This window comes from Streptomyces sp. NPDC093149 (assembly GCF_044754145.1).
Classification (GTDB): Bacteria; Actinomycetota; Actinomycetes; order Streptomycetales; family Streptomycetaceae; genus Streptomyces.
Genome location: NZ_JBIVON010000007.1, coordinates 470,238 through 484,166, shown reverse-complemented (window position 1 = coordinate 484,166; position 13,929 = coordinate 470,238). Strand labels below are relative to the sequence as shown.

The window sequence follows — 13,929 nt, the reverse complement described above, 5'->3', positions numbered from 1 at the left end:
GGGCTATGGTCCAGGGTCTTCAGTCCCTCAGCCGCCGAGGGCTCCGCCCGGGTGCTGCGGCGGCTGGCCGCAGCACCCTGGAGAACGCCTCGGAGACGAACGGGTTGCGCCGTCCGGGTGACATACACCCGACAGTATGAATCCCGGACCGGAGGGAGACGGTCCGTTTCGGTTCCGCTCAGAGCCTGTCGGGTGGCCTCGGCCCGCCCGGTCGGAGGCCACCCGACAGGCTCTCAGCCCGCCGCCCCGTGCCGGACGGCCCAGAGGGCCGCCTGCGTCCGGTCCGAGAGGTCGAGCTTCATCAGGATGTTCGAGACGTGTGTCTTGACGGTCTTCTCGGAGAGGACCAGTGCTCGCGCGATCTCCCGGTTGGAACGGCCGTCGGCGATCAGCCCCAGTACTTCCCGCTCCCGTTCGGTGAGGGAGCTCCCCCGGCCCGTGCCGCCGCCCGCGTCGTCCTGGGCGAGGAGGGCCCCCGCGACCTCCGGCTGGAGCAGGACATGGCCCGCGTGCACCGAGCGGATGGCGCCGGCCAGGGCGTCCGGGTCGACGTCCTTGTACACGTAACCGGAGGCTCCGGCGCGCAGGGCGGGGACCACGGTGCGCTGCTCGGTGAAGCTGGTGACGATGAGGACCTTGGCCGGATTCCCCAGCTCGCGGAGCTTGCGCAGGGCCTCGATCCCGTCGGTGCCGGGCATCTTGATGTCCATCAGGACGACATCGGGGCGGAGCTCCTCCGTCCTGGCCACTCCTTCGGCGCCGTCGGACGCCTCGCCGACCACTTCGATGTCGTCCTGGACCTCCAGGAACGTACGCAGACCGCGGCGGACCACCTGGTGGTCGTCGACCAGCAGCACCCTGATGATCCTGTCAGCCACCGGGTACCTCCATCTCGATCGTGGTGCCCTTGCCGGGCGCCGATTCAACGATGAGTCTTCCGCCGACCCCGCTCGCGCGGTCCCGCATGGACACCAGGCCCAGGTGCCGGCCTGCCTGCCGGGTCGCCGCGGGTTCGAATCCGCTGCCGTCGTCGGTGATCCGGAGCAGCGTGCCGCCTCCCTGCCGGGCCAGCGTGACGTCGACGTGCTCGGCGCCGGAGTGGCGCAGTGCGTTGTGCAGGGCCTCCTGGGAGACCCGGAGCAGCGCCTCCTCCTGGGCGGCGGGCAGGGCCCGTACGCCGCGGCTCTCGAAGGTGACCCGGGCCGTGTGGGCCCGGTCCAGGACCTGGATCTGGGTACGGAGCGTGGCGATGAGACCGTCCTCGTCGAGCGCGGCGGGGCGCAGTTCGACGACGGCGGCGCGCAGCTCGTCCACTGCTTCCGCGGCGAGCGCGGCGACCTGGTGCAGCTCGCCCTTGGCGCGGGCCGGGTCGCGGTCGATCAGGGCGGTGGCGGCCTGTGCGGTGAGCCGCAGCGAGAACAGCTTCTGGCTGACCGCGTCGTGCAGCTCATGGGCGAGCCGGGACCGCTCCTCGGCGATGGTGAGTTCGCGGCTCCGCTCGTACAGCCGGGCGTTGGTGAGGGCGATCGCCGCGTGCTGGGCGAGGATCGCCAGCAGTTCCTCGTCCTCGCCGGTGAATCCGCAGCTTCCTTCCGGCTTGGGACAGCGCTTGTTGGCGAGGAAGAGTGCGCCGATGATCTCGTCGCCGTCCCGGATGGGGAGGCCGAGGAAGTCGGACATGTCGGGGTGCGCGGCGGGCCAGCCCTCGAAGCGGGGATCCTTTCGGACGTCCGCGAGGCGCTCGGGCTTCGCCTCGTGGAGCATCGCGGCGAGGATGCCGTGCTGCCGGGGCAGGGGGCCGATGGCCTTCCACTGCTCGTCGCTGACCCCGTCGACGACGAACTGGGCGAAGCCGCCGTGGTCGTCGGGGACGCCCAGGGCCGCGTACTCGGCGTCCAGCAGCTCTCGGGCCGAGGCGACGATCGTCTTGAGGACGTCCCGCACTTCGAGGTGCCGGCTCATGGCGAGCAGCGCGGCACTCACCGCTGCGAGGCCCGACGGTGGGCGATGACTCATGGCCTCACGGTACCGGCGGGGGTGGAGGTGTCGTATCAGCCCGTGGGAGGCCCCTGATTAGGGCGCAGGGACTAGGACCTCTCGTTCGGGCCCTCTCGTTCGGATCACGCCGGGCTCGTGTGCCCAACACCGCGCCTCGCCGCGTTGTCGTCGATCGCCATGACTCCCTCCTCCCTCCGCCTTGCGATCCACGGCCCCGGGCCCCGCTCGCCGATCCGGCCCGATCCAGGCGAAAGGCCCTGGGGCCGTCGACGGCGTGGAGTGCGGCGATCCCCCACGAGTCCGGTCGGCCCGGCTGGAGCCGTGGTGGCCACGGGGCGTCGAACGGGGCCGGGCCTCGTACGGGCGCGCCCCTTCATACCGCCCCTTGTCCGGGCACCCCCTTCTTATCCGGACGCCCCCTTGTACGGACTCTTATCCGGACACCCCCTTGCGCGGACGTGACGCGACGCCCCCAGGAGCCCGGACCGGGCGCCGGCCGGGTGTACGACTCCGTCGTAGCCGGGTCTGCCGGAGCAGACGCGGGGCCGGGTGAGTCCAGGAACGCCCAACTACCGTTCTCCGACGCGGAACCTAACCCTCTGGATTGCTTGAGCAACGGTTGGTGAGTTTGCCGCCCGGCCGGTGTGAGGCCGGGCATAGGACCCATATCACTTACGAAGCTCGCTAGTGGAGATGTAAGTGCCACATCAGTAGGCATGAGCGCGGGCCACCACGTTCGAGCGGGACACCGATCCACTATCCGGGTTCGTACATCACACCTTTGCCACCAGATTTTGCTGACGCTAAGAATTGCTCTCGTCCCCGACGGAGATGCGAAAACGCCGCTTCCCGTCTTCGTCCTCCGTGAGGACTCCCGCAATTCGAAGAGGTACGTCTGTATGTCCATGTCCAGCACCCCCGGCAGTCGTCGTCGCCTGAACAAGACCCAGAAGCTCTCCGTCGCGGGCATCTCCGCCGTTGCCGTCGCCTCGCTCTCGTTCTCGCTCGTCCCCGCCAACGCGGAATCCAAGTCCGAGGCGCAGACCCCCGCGTCCGGCGCCCCCGTGCTTCTCGCGTCGGCCGCCGGCACTCCGCAGGCCAAGGCACTGCAGGCCAGCCTCATCGAGCAGCACTCCACCGCCGCGAATCTGGTCAAGGCCGCCGACCTCGCCAGGGCCGAGAAGGCCGCCGCCGTGAAGGCGAAGGCCGAGGCCGCCGCCAAGGTCAGGGCCGAAGCCGAGGCGAAGGCCAAGGCCGCCCGGGCGAAGGCCGCGGCCGCCGCCGAGAAGCGCAACGAGACGCAGGCCGCGAGCCGCTCCGAGGCGCGCACCCCGGTCTACGCCAACAACCTGGACGGCTGGATCAGGCAGTCCCTGGACATCATGCGGGCCCGCGGCATCCCCGGTTCGTACGACGGTCTGCACCGCAACATCATGCGGGAGTCCACCGGCAACCCGAACGCCGTCAACGGCTGGGACATCAACGCCAAGAACGGCACCCCGTCCTGCGGCCTGCTGCAGGTCATCCGGCCGACGTTCAACGCGTACCACGTCCCCGGTACCTCGACGAACATCTACGACCCGGTCGCCAACATCACGGCCGCGGCCAACTACGCCGCCGACCGGTACGGCTCGATCGACAACGTCAACAGCGCGTACTGACCGGCTCCGGACGTCCTCGGACGGCCCGTGCGTCGAACGGCACACACAATGCCGGAGGGGGGGGGCCCCCCCCCGGGGGGGGGGGGCCCCCCGGGGGGGGGGGGGGGGGGGCGCCCCCCCCGGGGGGCCCCCCCGGGGGGGGCGGGGGCCCCCCCCCCCCCCCCCCGGGGGGGGGGCCCCCCCCCGGGGGGGGGGGCCCCCCCCCTCCGGTGTTCCGTGCCGGTGCTCGCGCCTACTTGCGCATGACCTCCGGCTCGTGGCGGCGCAGCAGTCGCGCGACCGCGATGCCGCAGATGATGCCGAGCAACAGCAGCACCGAGATGTTGATCCCCCACTGGCCTGCCGAGTGCTCCCACAGCGGGTCCAGATCGGTCGGGTTCTTCGGGTCCCACGGCGCCATGAGGTGCGAGAGGTCGAGCGTCGTGCCCGCGCCGGCGATGGCCCAGCGGGACGGCATCAGCCAGGCGAACTGCTCCAGGCCGGGCGATCCGTACACCTGGAAGAGGATGCCGGTGAAGACGACCTGGACGATCGCGAACATGACCAGCAGCGGCATCGTCTTCTCGGAGGTCTTCACCAGCGAGGAGATGACCAGGCCGAACATCATCGAGGTGAAGCCGAGCGCGATGATCGTCAGGCAGATCTCGACGGCCGGCGGCATGATCAGGCCCTCTGCGGGCAGCTCACGGGTGGAGAATCCGATGCCGCAGATGATGACGCCCTGGAAGGCCGTGATCACGCCGAGGACGATCACCTTGGACATCAGATAGGCGGAACGGGAGAGACCGGTGGCCCGTTCCCGTTCGTAGATGACGCGTTCCTTGATCAGTTCTCGTACGGAGTTGGCCGCGCCGGAGAAGCACATGCCGACCGCGAGGATCAGCATGATCGTTCCGGCGGCGCTGTTGAACCGGGACGGCGGGTCCGGCGGGGCCAGGCCGAACTTGGCCGGGATGACCACGCTGACGATGCCGAGCACGGCGGGCAGGATCACCATCAGACCCATGAAGCCCTTGTCGGACGCGATCACCGAGACGTATCGGCGTATCAGTGTGAACAGCTGAGCCGTCCAGCTCTGCGGCTTGGGCGGTCGCAGCTGCTGCGGGGGCGACATGTGCATGGACTGCGGGGCGACGGCGTCGATGTCCGCGGCGTACATCTGGTAGTGCTGCGAACCGCGCCAGCGGCCCGCCCAGTCGTAGTCGCGGTAGTTCTCGAACGCGGAGAAGACATCGGCCCACGTGGTGTAGCCGAAGAAGTTGAGCGCTTCCTCCGGCGGGCCGAAGTAGGCGACGGAACCGCCCGGCGCCATGACGAGGAGCTTGTCGCAGATCGCCAGCTCGGCCACGGAGTGGGTGACGACGAGGACCGTACGGCCGTCGTCGGCCAGGCCGCGCAGCAACTGCATGACGTCGCGGTCCATGCCCGGGTCGAGGCCGGAGGTCGGCTCGTCCAGGAAGATCAGCGACGGCTTGGTGAGCAGCTCCAGGGCCACGGAGACACGCTTGCGCTGGCCGCCGGAGAGCGAGGTGACCTTCTTGTCCTTGTGGATGTCGAGCTTGAGCTCGGCGAGGACTTCGAGGATCCGGGCCTCTCGCTCGGCCTCGGTGGTGTCCGCGGGGAAGCGGAGCTTGGCCGCGTACTTGAGGGCCTTGGTGACGGTGAGTTCCTTGTGCAGGATGTCGTCCTGCGGGACCAGACCGATGCGCTGACGCAGCTCGGCGAACTGCTTGTACAGGTTCCGGTTGTCGTAGAGGACGTCGCCCTGGTTGGCGGGCCGGTAGCCGGTGAGCGCCTTGAGCAGGGTGGACTTGCCGGAGCCCGACGGGCCGATGACCGCGATGAGCGACTTCTCCGGGACGCCGAAGGACACGTCCTTGAGGATCTGCTTCCCGCCGTCGACCGTCACCGTGAGGTGGCGGGCGGAGAAGGAGACCTCGCCGGTGTCGACGAACTCCTCCAGCCGGTCGCCGACCAGGCGGAACGTCGAGTGACCGACGCCGACGATGTCGTTCGGCCCGATGAAAGCGGAGCCGGACTTCGGGAGCGGCTGACCGTTGACGTAGGTGCCGTTGTGGGACCCGAGGTCACGGATCTCGAAACGGCCGTCGGGGGTCGCGTGGAACTCGGCGTGGTGGCGCGAGACCTGGAGGTCGGAGACGACCAGTTCGTTCTCCAGCGCACGACCGATGCGCATGACACGGCCGAGGGCGAACTGGTGGAACGTGGTCGGGCTGCGGTCGCCGTAGACCGACGGCGCCCCCGCGGCACCGCCGGGCCCGCCCGCGCCGGGCGTGTCCGCCCTGCCCTGCTGCTGAGGCACATGGGGCTGCGCCGACTGCTGCGGCTGCCCCTGAGGGGCCTGCTGCCAGCCCTGCTGCGGCTGATGCTGCTGCGGGACGGGCGCCTGCCGGCCGGGCCAGCCGGCGCCATCCTGCTGAGGCTGCTGGACGGGCGCCTGCGGCGCACCCGCGGCGGCACCGATGCTCAGCCGCGGTCCGTCGGTGGCATTGCCCAGGTGCACGGCGGAGCCGGGCCCTATCTCCAGCTGCTGGATGCGCCGCCCCTGCACATAGGTGCCGTTGGTGCTGCCGTGGTCCTCGATGAACCAACTCCGGCCGCCCCAGCTGATCGTGGCATGCCGCCACGACACCCTGGCGTCGTCGATCGTCAGGTCCCCCTGCGGATCGCGGCCCAAGGTGTACGACCTGGACGGATCGAGCGTCCAGGTCCTGCCATTCAATTCCAGTACGAGTTCCGGCACTCCGCGCCCCACTAGTTGTCCCCCGTGTTACCCCCGTTGCAGGGAGTCTAGGGATGCTGAACATCGTGGGGAACTATTCCAGGAGCAGTCCCGGATACGAAAGTCGGGCGGGGTGAAGCCCCTGCCGGGACCTGCGGCGTCGCGCCGTCGCCCGGGAGGAACGGGAACGGAGAGTGGCAAGCGACCATGACTCGATATGAACCATGGGTGAACGGGGCATTACGGGACGCATCTTCCGGTCGGGCCGGTGCCCGGTCGCCGGACGAGCCCGCGTGCGTGCCGTCGGTCGCCGCCCGCACGCCCGGGGCGGGCCAGGACGGCGGCACGCTGTCCGACCTTCGGGACGGACCGCCGGTGCCACGATGCGGACCGATACGGTGGGAGCACCATGAGCGCATCTCAGCCACCTCAGTCCTCTCCGTCTCCTGAGCCCCCTGAGTACCGTCAGGGAGCGGACACACCCACCCTTCTCGTGAAGATCTTCGGGAAGGACCGCCCCGGGATCACCGCCGGGCTCTTCGACACCCTCGCCGCCTACTCGGTCGATGTCGTCGACATCGAGCAGGTCGTCACCCGTGGCCGCATCGTCCTGTGCGCGCTGGTCACCACCCCGACCGCGGGCGGCACCACCGAGGGCGACCTGCGGGCCACCGTGCACAGCTGGGCCGACTCCCTGAAGCTGCAGGCCGAGATCATCTCCGGTACGGGTGACAACCGGCCGCGTGGCTACGGACGTTCCCATGTGACGGTGCTCGGGCACCCGCTGACCGCGGAGTCGACCGCCGCCATAGCGGCCACGATCACCTCGACCGGCGGCAACATCGACCGCATCTTCCGGCTCGCGAAGTATCCGGTCACCGCGGTCGAGTTCGCGGTGTCCGGCGCCGGGACCGAGGAGCTGCGGACGGCGCTGGCGACGGAGTCCGCCGGGATCGGTGTCGATGTGGCGGTCGTGTCGGCCGGGCTGAGCCGCCGGGCGCAGCGACTGGTCGTCATGGACGTCGACTCGACGCTCATCCAGGACGAGGTCATCGAGCTCTTCGCCGCCCATGCCGGCTGCGAGGACAAGGTCGCCGAGGTGACCGAGCAGGCGATGCGCGGCGAGCTCGACTTCGAGCAGTCGCTGCACGCACGGGTGGCGCTGCTGGCGGGGCTCGATGTGTCGGTGGTGGACAAGGTGCGCGCGGAGGTGCGGCTGACGCCCGGCGCCCGCACCCTGATCCGTACGCTGAAGCGGCTCGGCTACCAAGTGGGCGTGGTTTCGGGCGGGTTCACCCAGGTCACCGACGATCTGAAGGAACGTCTCGGGCTCGACTTCGCCTCTGCCAACACCTTGGAAGTGGTCGACGGCAAACTCACCGGACGGGTCGTCGGTGACATCGTCGACCGGGCCGGCAAGGCCCGGCTGCTGCGCAGTTTCGCCGCGCAGGCAGGGGTGCCGCTGGCACAGACCGTGGCGATCGGTGACGGTGCGAACGACCTGGACATGCTGAACACCGCCGGGCTCGGGGTGGCCTTCAATGCCAAGCCGGTGGTCCGCGAGGCCGCGCACACCGCGGTGAACGTGCCGTTCCTGGACACCGTGCTGTATCTGCTCGGCATCACCCGTGAGGAGGTCGAGGCCGCCGACGGTCTCGTCGACTGACGCGCATCCGCGTGCTCACGCACCCGCGTACGCGCGAACTCGCGCAGCAGCAGGGCCCCGGCTGCTTCCGCACCGGGGCCCTGCTCGTGCATACGACGGAGGGTGCCGTACGGCAACGCGCGCCGTGGCCCCGCGCGTACGACACGGGAGGCGCACAAGAAGCCGTTCGGCAGCGCGAGCCGTGCCGCGGCGGGGTCAGTCGTTGGGCGTCCAGTACTCGACCAGCTTGCCCACCCCGTGCTCCACGCCCTTCCAGGAGCCGGAGAACTCGACGACGGCGAAGGCGGCGGTCGGGAACCCTCCGCGGTTCATCCGGGACAGGGCGTCGCCCTCGGCCGATTCCGAGAGGGCGTCGGCGACGGCGTGCATGCCGGGGTTGTGGCCGATGACGAGGAGATCGCGCACATCGTCGGGGGTCTCGTTGATCAGGGCGATCAGCTCGCCCAGGGACGCCTCGTACAGTCGCTCCTCGTACACGGTCCTGGGCCGGTGCGGCATCTCGTGCACCGCCAGTTTCCACGTCTCTCGCGTCCTGGCCGCCGTCGAGCAGAGGGCCAGATCGAGGACGATCCCGGAGTCGACGAGCTTGCGGCCCGCGACGGGGGCGTCCTTGCGGCCGCGCTCCGCGAGTGGCCGCTCGTGGTCCGAGTCCTGCGACCATTCCGCCTTGGCATGTCTGAGAAGGACGATCCTGCGAGGTGTATCGACGCTCATACACCTCAGCTTCGCACGAAACGTGCCGCCCGTCGCAGGGTGTTGGAGGGCTCGGGCGGTGGGCGGGAGCGCCGTCAGCGGGTCACGAAGGCCACGATCCGCTCAAGCAACCGGCCGACCGCGGGGTCGGCCGTCGCCGCGTGGGCCTCGCCGGATCCCACGATCATCAGCAGCAGCGCGGCGAACCCGATCGCGGGCAGCGCGACGGCCCACCACGGCAGCCGGACCTCGACGGCGCCCGTGGCCGGGTGGGTGGTCCGGGTGTGCGTACGGGCCGACATGTCCGCCTCCGTGGGTCGTCGGTTCTGATACCTCGAACCTACGGACGCGACGGCGCCGGTCCCATCCGGTGACCCACCCACTTCACCCTGACCCTGGCCCCCTAGGGGATGGTGGGGCCAGCCCCACCATCGGCCGCCGGGCGCGGGTCAGGGGGATGCGATCGTGGCGATCACCGAGATGATCACGGTGACCAGCAGCATCGCCCCGAGTACGAGGAGGAGCTTCTTCTGACCGTTCTGCGGATTCGGGTCGAGCACAGGAGACATGGGCTCAGTCTCGCATCTCAGCATTCGTCCTCGATCGTCCGGTCCCGCCCCGCCAGGATTCCGGCCACCATCTGCGGCACCATGAGGCCCGCCATCAGCGCGATCGGCAGCCCCCAGCCGCCGCTGTGCTGGTGGAGCACGCCGACGAGCAGTGGCCCCGGAATCGAGATCAGATAGCCGGTGGACTGCGCGAAAGCGGACAGCCGGACCACTCCGGCGCCACTGCGCGACCGCATGCCGATCATGGTCAGGGCGAGCGGGAAGGCGCAGTTCGAAATGCCCAGCAGCAGTGCCCAGGCCCAGGCCCCGTCGGCGGGTGCGAGGTAGAGGCCCGCGTATCCGATGAGACCGCAGGCGCCGAGGACGACGACGATCGGGCCCTGGTTCTTCATGCGGGCGGCGACCCGGGGGATGACGAAGGCGAGCGGCACACCCATCGCCATGGTCACGGCGAGCAGGACGCCCGCGGTGCCGGCCGAGACCCCGGCGTCGCGGAAGATCTGCGGCATCCATCCCATGGTGATGTACGCGGCCGTGGCCTGCAGGCCGAAGAAGCAGGCGAGGCCCCACGCGGTACGACTGCGGACGATCTTGAGTGCCGGGGCTTCCTGATGGCGGGCGGCGGTCTGTCCCGCGGCACGGCGCCGGTCCCGTACCAGCGGGATCCACGGCAGGACCGCGGCGGCGGCGAGCACGGCCCAGATGCCGAGGCCCGCCCTCCAGCTGCCCCCCAGTGCGTGGGTCATGGGCACGGTCAGGGCGGCGGCGAGCGAGGTGCCGAGGGCCAGGGACATCGAGTAGAGCCCGGTCATGGAGCCGACGCGGTCCGGGAACCAGCGCTTGACGATCACCGGCATCAGGACGTTGCTGACGGCGATGCCCATGAGCGCGAGGGCGCTCGCGGCGAGGAAGCCGGCCGTACCGCCGACGAGCGGCCGGATCACCAGACCCGCCGTGATGGCGATCATGCCGGCGCAGACGATCGCACCCGGACCGAAGCGGCGGGCGAGGCGCGGCGCCATGACACCGAAGACCGCGAAGCAGAGCGGCGGTACGGAGGTGAGGACGCCGGCGACGCTGCCACTCATGTGCAGGCCGTTCTGCACCTCTTCGAGGAGGGCGCCGAGGCTGGTGATGGCGGGGCGGAGATTGAGCGCGGCGAGCACCAGCGCGACGGCGACCAGCCGGAGCAGCCACGGGGAGGCCTCGGGGGCGGTCCGCATCGCCTGTGCGGCGTGCGGGGCCGGGGTGTTCGTGGGGGCGTCCACTGCGGTGGCGGGGCTCAGGGTCCGGGTCTGCGGCCGGCTCTCGTCGTCGGGCATGGGGTCATCATAGAATCATGGGATGATTGATTGTCCAATCCTTCGGGCCCTGCTCTGAGACCATGCACTCCCGGCAGAACGCCCCCGTACCCCTCTCCCCTCCCCGCACACCGAGCACCGTCACACCGAGCACCCCTCGTCACCCAGTGACCCGAGTCATCACCCAGAGACCCGAGCAAGGAGCACCATGGCGCTGACGTCACCGCGACGTTCGGCACTCGCCGACCAGGTGATTGCCCAGCTGAGGAATCAGATCACCTCGGGCGAGTGGCCCGTGGGTTCACGGATTCCCACCGAGCCCGAGCTGGTGGAGCAGCTGGGGGTGGCCCGCAACACCGTCCGCGAGGCCGTCCGCGCGCTCGCGCACAACGGCCTGCTCGACATCCGGCAGGGCTCGGGCACCTATGTCGTCGCCACCAGCGAACTGGCCGGGGTGATGCACCGCCGCTTCGCCACCGCCGATCCGCGCCATGTCGCCGAGCTGCGCTCCACCCTGGAGTCGTCGGCCGCGCGACTGGCCGCCGCGCGGCGCACCGAGCGGGATCTGAAGCAGATGGACGCGCTCATGGCACGCCGGGAGGAGACCTGGGCCGCGGGCGACGCCGAGGCGTTCGTCGCGGCCGACGCGACGCTGCACCTGGCCGTGGTCGCGGCCTCGCACAACGACGTACTGACGGGGCTCTACGCCGACCTGGGCGATCTGCTGCGCGACTACCTCAGGGACGACGTCGGCCATGAGCTGGGGCCGGAGACCCTCATGGACCATGGCCGGCTGGTCGAGGCGATCCGGGCGGGGGACGCGGAGACGGCGGCGGCCGAGGCCGCGAGTCATGCGCTGAGCTGTCTGGTGGACCGGGTGTGACGCGTCACGTCCGGGCGTGCGGGGAGAACGCCGCAGAAGGCGTTCAGGCCGCGGAGAGCGTTCAGACGGAATCCTGAACCCGGTGTGTGACCCAGACGGTGCCTATTTCCTTCCAGCAGCGGTCGTCGATCCGAACCGTCTGCCCCGGTCCCACGTCGACCGGGGTGGCGTCCGCGTCTATGTCCCACCAATGGCGGCACTCGGTGTGCAGCTGCACGCGGTCGGTGGAGGGGTACGGGTTGTGGCAGTAGACGACGACCCGGGAGCCCTGGACCGAGGTTCGGCATTCGGCGCCGGAGGGTTCCGGGGTGGGTGCGGCGGGTGCGGGCGCGCCGGCTCCTGACCGCCCCGCCACGGATATGCCCACGGGGGCGGCAAGCGCGGCGGCGGCCACCGAGCCGGCCAGCAGGATCCGGGTTCGGCGACGTGTGGAGCGCACAGCGACCTCCTCCCCGCAGCCTGACAAGAAGTCCGGTTCCACCACATTCTGCGGTGGAACGGCCATCTTTTCGACTTGAGCGGGCCGCGGCCGGGGCCGGGCACGGACGCACGACGGCCGCGTACCGCCTGCTCGAAGGCGGTACGCGGCCGTGTCACAGCCTGTGGTGCGCGATCAGGCGCCCATCATGTGCACGCCGCCGTCGACGTGGATGATCTCGCCCGTGGTCTTCGGGAAGAAGTCCGAGAGCAGGGCGACGACACCGCGGCCGGCCGGCTCCGGGTCCGCCATGTTCCAGGACAGCGGGGAGCGGGTGTTCCACACGTCCGCGAGCTCGGAGAAGCCCGGGATGGACTTCGCGGCCATGGAGCCGATCGGTCCGGCCGAGATCAGGTTGCAGCGGATGTCGTCCTTGCCCAGGTCGCGGGCGAGGTAACGGGAGGTGGCCTCCAGCGCCGCCTTGGCCGGGCCCATCCAGTCGTACTGCGGCCAGGCGAACTGCGCGTCGAAGGTGAGGCCGACGATCGAGCCTCCCTCGCTCATCAGCGGCTTGCAGGCCATGGCGAGCGACTTCAGCGAGAACGCCGAGACGTGCATCGCGGTGGACACGGACTCGAACGGGGTGTTCAGGAAGTTGCCGCCGAGCGCGTCCTGCGGCGCGAAGCCGATGGAGTGCACGACGCCGTCGAGCGAACCGAGCTCGTCCCGGACCAGACCCGCGAGGCGGTCCAGGTGCTCGGAGTCGGTGACGTCCAGCTCGATGACCTTGGCCGGCTTCGGCAGCTTCTTGGCGATGCGTTCCGTCAGCGTGGGCCGGGGGAAGGCGGTCAGGATGATCTCGGCACCCTGCTCCTGGGCCACCTTGGCGGTGTGGAAGGCGATGGACGACTCCATCAGCACACCGGTGATCAGGATGCGCTTGCCGTCGAGAATTCCGCTCATGGTGATCAGTGACCCATGCCCAATCCGCCGTCAACGGGGATGACGGCTCCAGTGATGTACGACGCGTCGTCGGAAGCGAGGAAGCGCACGGCGGCGGCGATCTCCTCGGGCTGCGCGTAGCGGCCGAGCGGCACCTGGGACACGATGCCCTTGCGCTGCTCCTCGGTGAGCACCTGGGTCATGTCGGTGTCGACGAAACCGGGTGCGACGACGTTGAAGGTGATGTTCCGCGAGCCGAGCTCACGGGCCAGCGACCGGGCGAAGCCGACCAGACCGGCCTTGGAGGCGGCGTAGTTCGCCTGCCCGGCCGAGCCGAGGAGCCCGACGACGGAGGAGATGAGGACGACGCGGCCCTTCTTGGCGCGCAGCATGCCGCGGTTGGCACGCTTGACGACCCGGAAGGTGCCGGTGAGGTTGGTGTCGAGTACGGACGTGAAGTCCTCCTCGGACATCCGCATCAGCAACTGGTCCTTGGTGATACCGGCGTTGGCGACCAGTACCTCGACGGGACCGTGCTTCTCCTCGATCTCCTTGTAGGCCTGCTCCACCTGTTCGGCGTCCGTGATGTCGCAGCGGACGGCCAGAACGCCCGCCTCGGTGAGGATCTGGGGAGGCTCGCCCGAGCGGTACGTGATCGCGACCTTGTCGCCGTTGTCGGCGAAAGCGCGGGCGATGGCGAGGCCGATGCCCCGGTTTCCTCCGGTGACGAGAACCGAGCGGCTCAACGGATCACCCTTTCGATAGCGGTCTGGTACCTCGAAAACCTATCGGTACCACGCGCTCCGAGAGCAATCGGCCCCTGACAGCGCCTCACGCCGGGCACTGTAGGAACCCCACAGTGTCCGCTTTGGACGAAGGTTTCGTGTCAGCGGCGCGTCAGCGGAAGGCCGGGCGTACCCGGCGGACGGCCCGAAATCTCCCGGCGAGTCCGCGCTCCGTCCGACCGGCCGCGGGCTCCGCCACGCCGAGCCGCGCGGCCGTGTGTGCGCGTCCGGCGAAACCTGTGGCCGATCGACGTCGGCGCACGGCATTGT

General features: G+C 70.0%; 13 protein-coding genes. 3 read left to right on the top strand and 10 right to left on the bottom strand.

What is annotated here, in order from left to right:
* Positions 1-233: 233 nt before the first annotated feature.
* Both ACIQCZ_RS23680 and ACIQCZ_RS23675 read right to left on the bottom strand, forming a co-directional pair.
* Positions 234-878: a response regulator gene (locus ACIQCZ_RS23680; protein WP_376223218.1), complete on the bottom strand. Its 645-nt coding sequence runs from the start codon at positions 876-878 to the stop codon at positions 234-236.
* Positions 871-2,016, bottom strand: a complete 1,146-nt coding sequence (locus ACIQCZ_RS23675; RefSeq protein WP_402284664.1) for a GAF domain-containing sensor histidine kinase — start codon at positions 2,014-2,016, stop codon at positions 871-873. Before ACIQCZ_RS23675 ends, ACIQCZ_RS23680 begins: the two co-directional genes overlap by 8 nt.
* Positions 2,017-2,897: 881 nt before the next feature.
* Between ACIQCZ_RS23675 and ACIQCZ_RS23670 the strand changes: the two genes are divergently transcribed.
* On the top strand, positions 2,898-3,659 hold the full coding sequence (locus ACIQCZ_RS23670; protein ID WP_402284663.1) for a transglycosylase SLT domain-containing protein: 762 nt from the start codon (positions 2,898-2,900) through the stop codon (positions 3,657-3,659).
* A 232-nt stretch (positions 3,660-3,891) separates the two neighbouring features.
* Here the strand turns inward: ACIQCZ_RS23670 and ACIQCZ_RS23665 are convergent, their stop codons facing one another.
* Positions 3,892-6,435: an FHA domain-containing protein gene (locus ACIQCZ_RS23665; RefSeq protein ID WP_402284662.1), complete on the bottom strand. Its 2,544-nt coding sequence runs from the start codon at positions 6,433-6,435 to the stop codon at positions 3,892-3,894.
* 376 nt (positions 6,436-6,811) lie between these two features.
* On the opposite strand from ACIQCZ_RS23665, the gene serB reads away from it, so the two are divergent.
* Positions 6,812-8,068 (top strand): phosphoserine phosphatase SerB, encoded by a 1,257-nt coding sequence (gene serB / locus ACIQCZ_RS23660; protein WP_351083731.1) that lies wholly within the window; start codon positions 6,812-6,814, stop codon positions 8,066-8,068.
* A 195-nt stretch (positions 8,069-8,263) separates the two neighbouring features.
* On the opposite strand, the gene ACIQCZ_RS23655 is transcribed toward serB, so the two are convergent.
* From ACIQCZ_RS23655 to ACIQCZ_RS23640, 4 genes are all read right to left on the bottom strand, one after another.
* On the bottom strand, positions 8,264-8,782 hold the full coding sequence (locus tag ACIQCZ_RS23655; protein WP_361452677.1) for a histidine phosphatase family protein: 519 nt from the start codon (positions 8,780-8,782) through the stop codon (positions 8,264-8,266).
* Positions 8,783-8,856: 74 nt separating this feature from the next.
* On the bottom strand, positions 8,857-9,063 hold the full coding sequence (locus ACIQCZ_RS23650; RefSeq protein WP_402284661.1) for a hypothetical protein: 207 nt from the start codon (positions 9,061-9,063) through the stop codon (positions 8,857-8,859).
* Positions 9,064-9,210: 147 nt separating this feature from the next.
* Complete coding sequence (locus ACIQCZ_RS23645) at positions 9,211-9,321, bottom strand: SGM_5486 family transporter-associated protein (RefSeq protein ID WP_402284690.1); 111 nt, start codon at positions 9,319-9,321, stop codon at positions 9,211-9,213.
* A gap of 26 nt (positions 9,322-9,347) precedes the next feature.
* On the bottom strand, positions 9,348-10,652 hold the full coding sequence (locus tag ACIQCZ_RS23640; RefSeq protein ID WP_402284660.1) for a CynX/NimT family MFS transporter: 1,305 nt from the start codon (positions 10,650-10,652) through the stop codon (positions 9,348-9,350).
* Between the two features lie 187 nt (positions 10,653-10,839).
* On the opposite strand from ACIQCZ_RS23640, the gene ACIQCZ_RS23635 reads away from it, so the two are divergent.
* A complete protein-coding gene (locus ACIQCZ_RS23635) occupies positions 10,840-11,514 on the top strand; it encodes a FadR/GntR family transcriptional regulator (protein ID WP_402284659.1) in 675 nt (224 codons plus the stop codon).
* A 61-nt stretch (positions 11,515-11,575) separates the two neighbouring features.
* On the opposite strand, the gene ACIQCZ_RS23630 is transcribed toward ACIQCZ_RS23635, so the two are convergent.
* The 3 genes from ACIQCZ_RS23630 to fabG all read right to left on the bottom strand — a co-directional run bounded on the left by ACIQCZ_RS23630 (position 11,576) and on the right by fabG (position 13,620).
* Positions 11,576-11,953, bottom strand: a complete 378-nt coding sequence (locus ACIQCZ_RS23630; RefSeq protein WP_402284658.1) for a hypothetical protein — start codon at positions 11,951-11,953, stop codon at positions 11,576-11,578.
* A gap of 174 nt (positions 11,954-12,127) precedes the next feature.
* Complete coding sequence (gene fabI / locus ACIQCZ_RS23625) at positions 12,128-12,895, bottom strand: enoyl-ACP reductase FabI (RefSeq protein WP_351083717.1); 768 nt, start codon at positions 12,893-12,895, stop codon at positions 12,128-12,130.
* 5 nt (positions 12,896-12,900) lie between these two features.
* The gene (fabG, locus tag ACIQCZ_RS23620) at positions 12,901-13,620 is read right to left on the bottom strand and encodes a 3-oxoacyl-[acyl-carrier-protein] reductase (RefSeq protein ID WP_351083715.1); all 720 of its coding nucleotides are present in this window, start codon (positions 13,618-13,620) and stop codon (positions 12,901-12,903) included.
* Between the last annotated feature and the right edge of the window lie 309 nt (positions 13,621-13,929).

Bases quoted from the DNA above. Each gene is read 5' to 3' on its own strand.
- ACIQCZ_RS23675 (WP_402284664.1), bottom strand. From the start codon at position 2,016: ATGAGTCATCGCCCACCGTCGGGCCTCGCAGCGGTGAGTGCCGCGCTG.
- ACIQCZ_RS23670 (WP_402284663.1), top strand. From the start codon at position 2,898: ATGTCCATGTCCAGCACCCCCGGCAGTCGTCGTCGCCTGAACAAGACC.
- serB (WP_351083731.1), top strand. From the start codon at position 6,812: ATGAGCGCATCTCAGCCACCTCAGTCCTCTCCGTCTCCTGAGCCCCCT.
- ACIQCZ_RS23655 (WP_361452677.1), bottom strand. From the start codon at position 8,782: ATGAGCGTCGATACACCTCGCAGGATCGTCCTTCTCAGACATGCCAAG.
- ACIQCZ_RS23650 (WP_402284661.1), bottom strand. From the start codon at position 9,063: ATGTCGGCCCGTACGCACACCCGGACCACCCACCCGGCCACGGGCGCC.
- ACIQCZ_RS23640 (WP_402284660.1), bottom strand. From the start codon at position 10,652: ATGCCCGACGACGAGAGCCGGCCGCAGACCCGGACCCTGAGCCCCGCC.
- ACIQCZ_RS23635 (WP_402284659.1), top strand. From the start codon at position 10,840: ATGGCGCTGACGTCACCGCGACGTTCGGCACTCGCCGACCAGGTGATT.
- fabI (WP_351083717.1), bottom strand. From the start codon at position 12,895: ATGAGCGGAATTCTCGACGGCAAGCGCATCCTGATCACCGGTGTGCTG.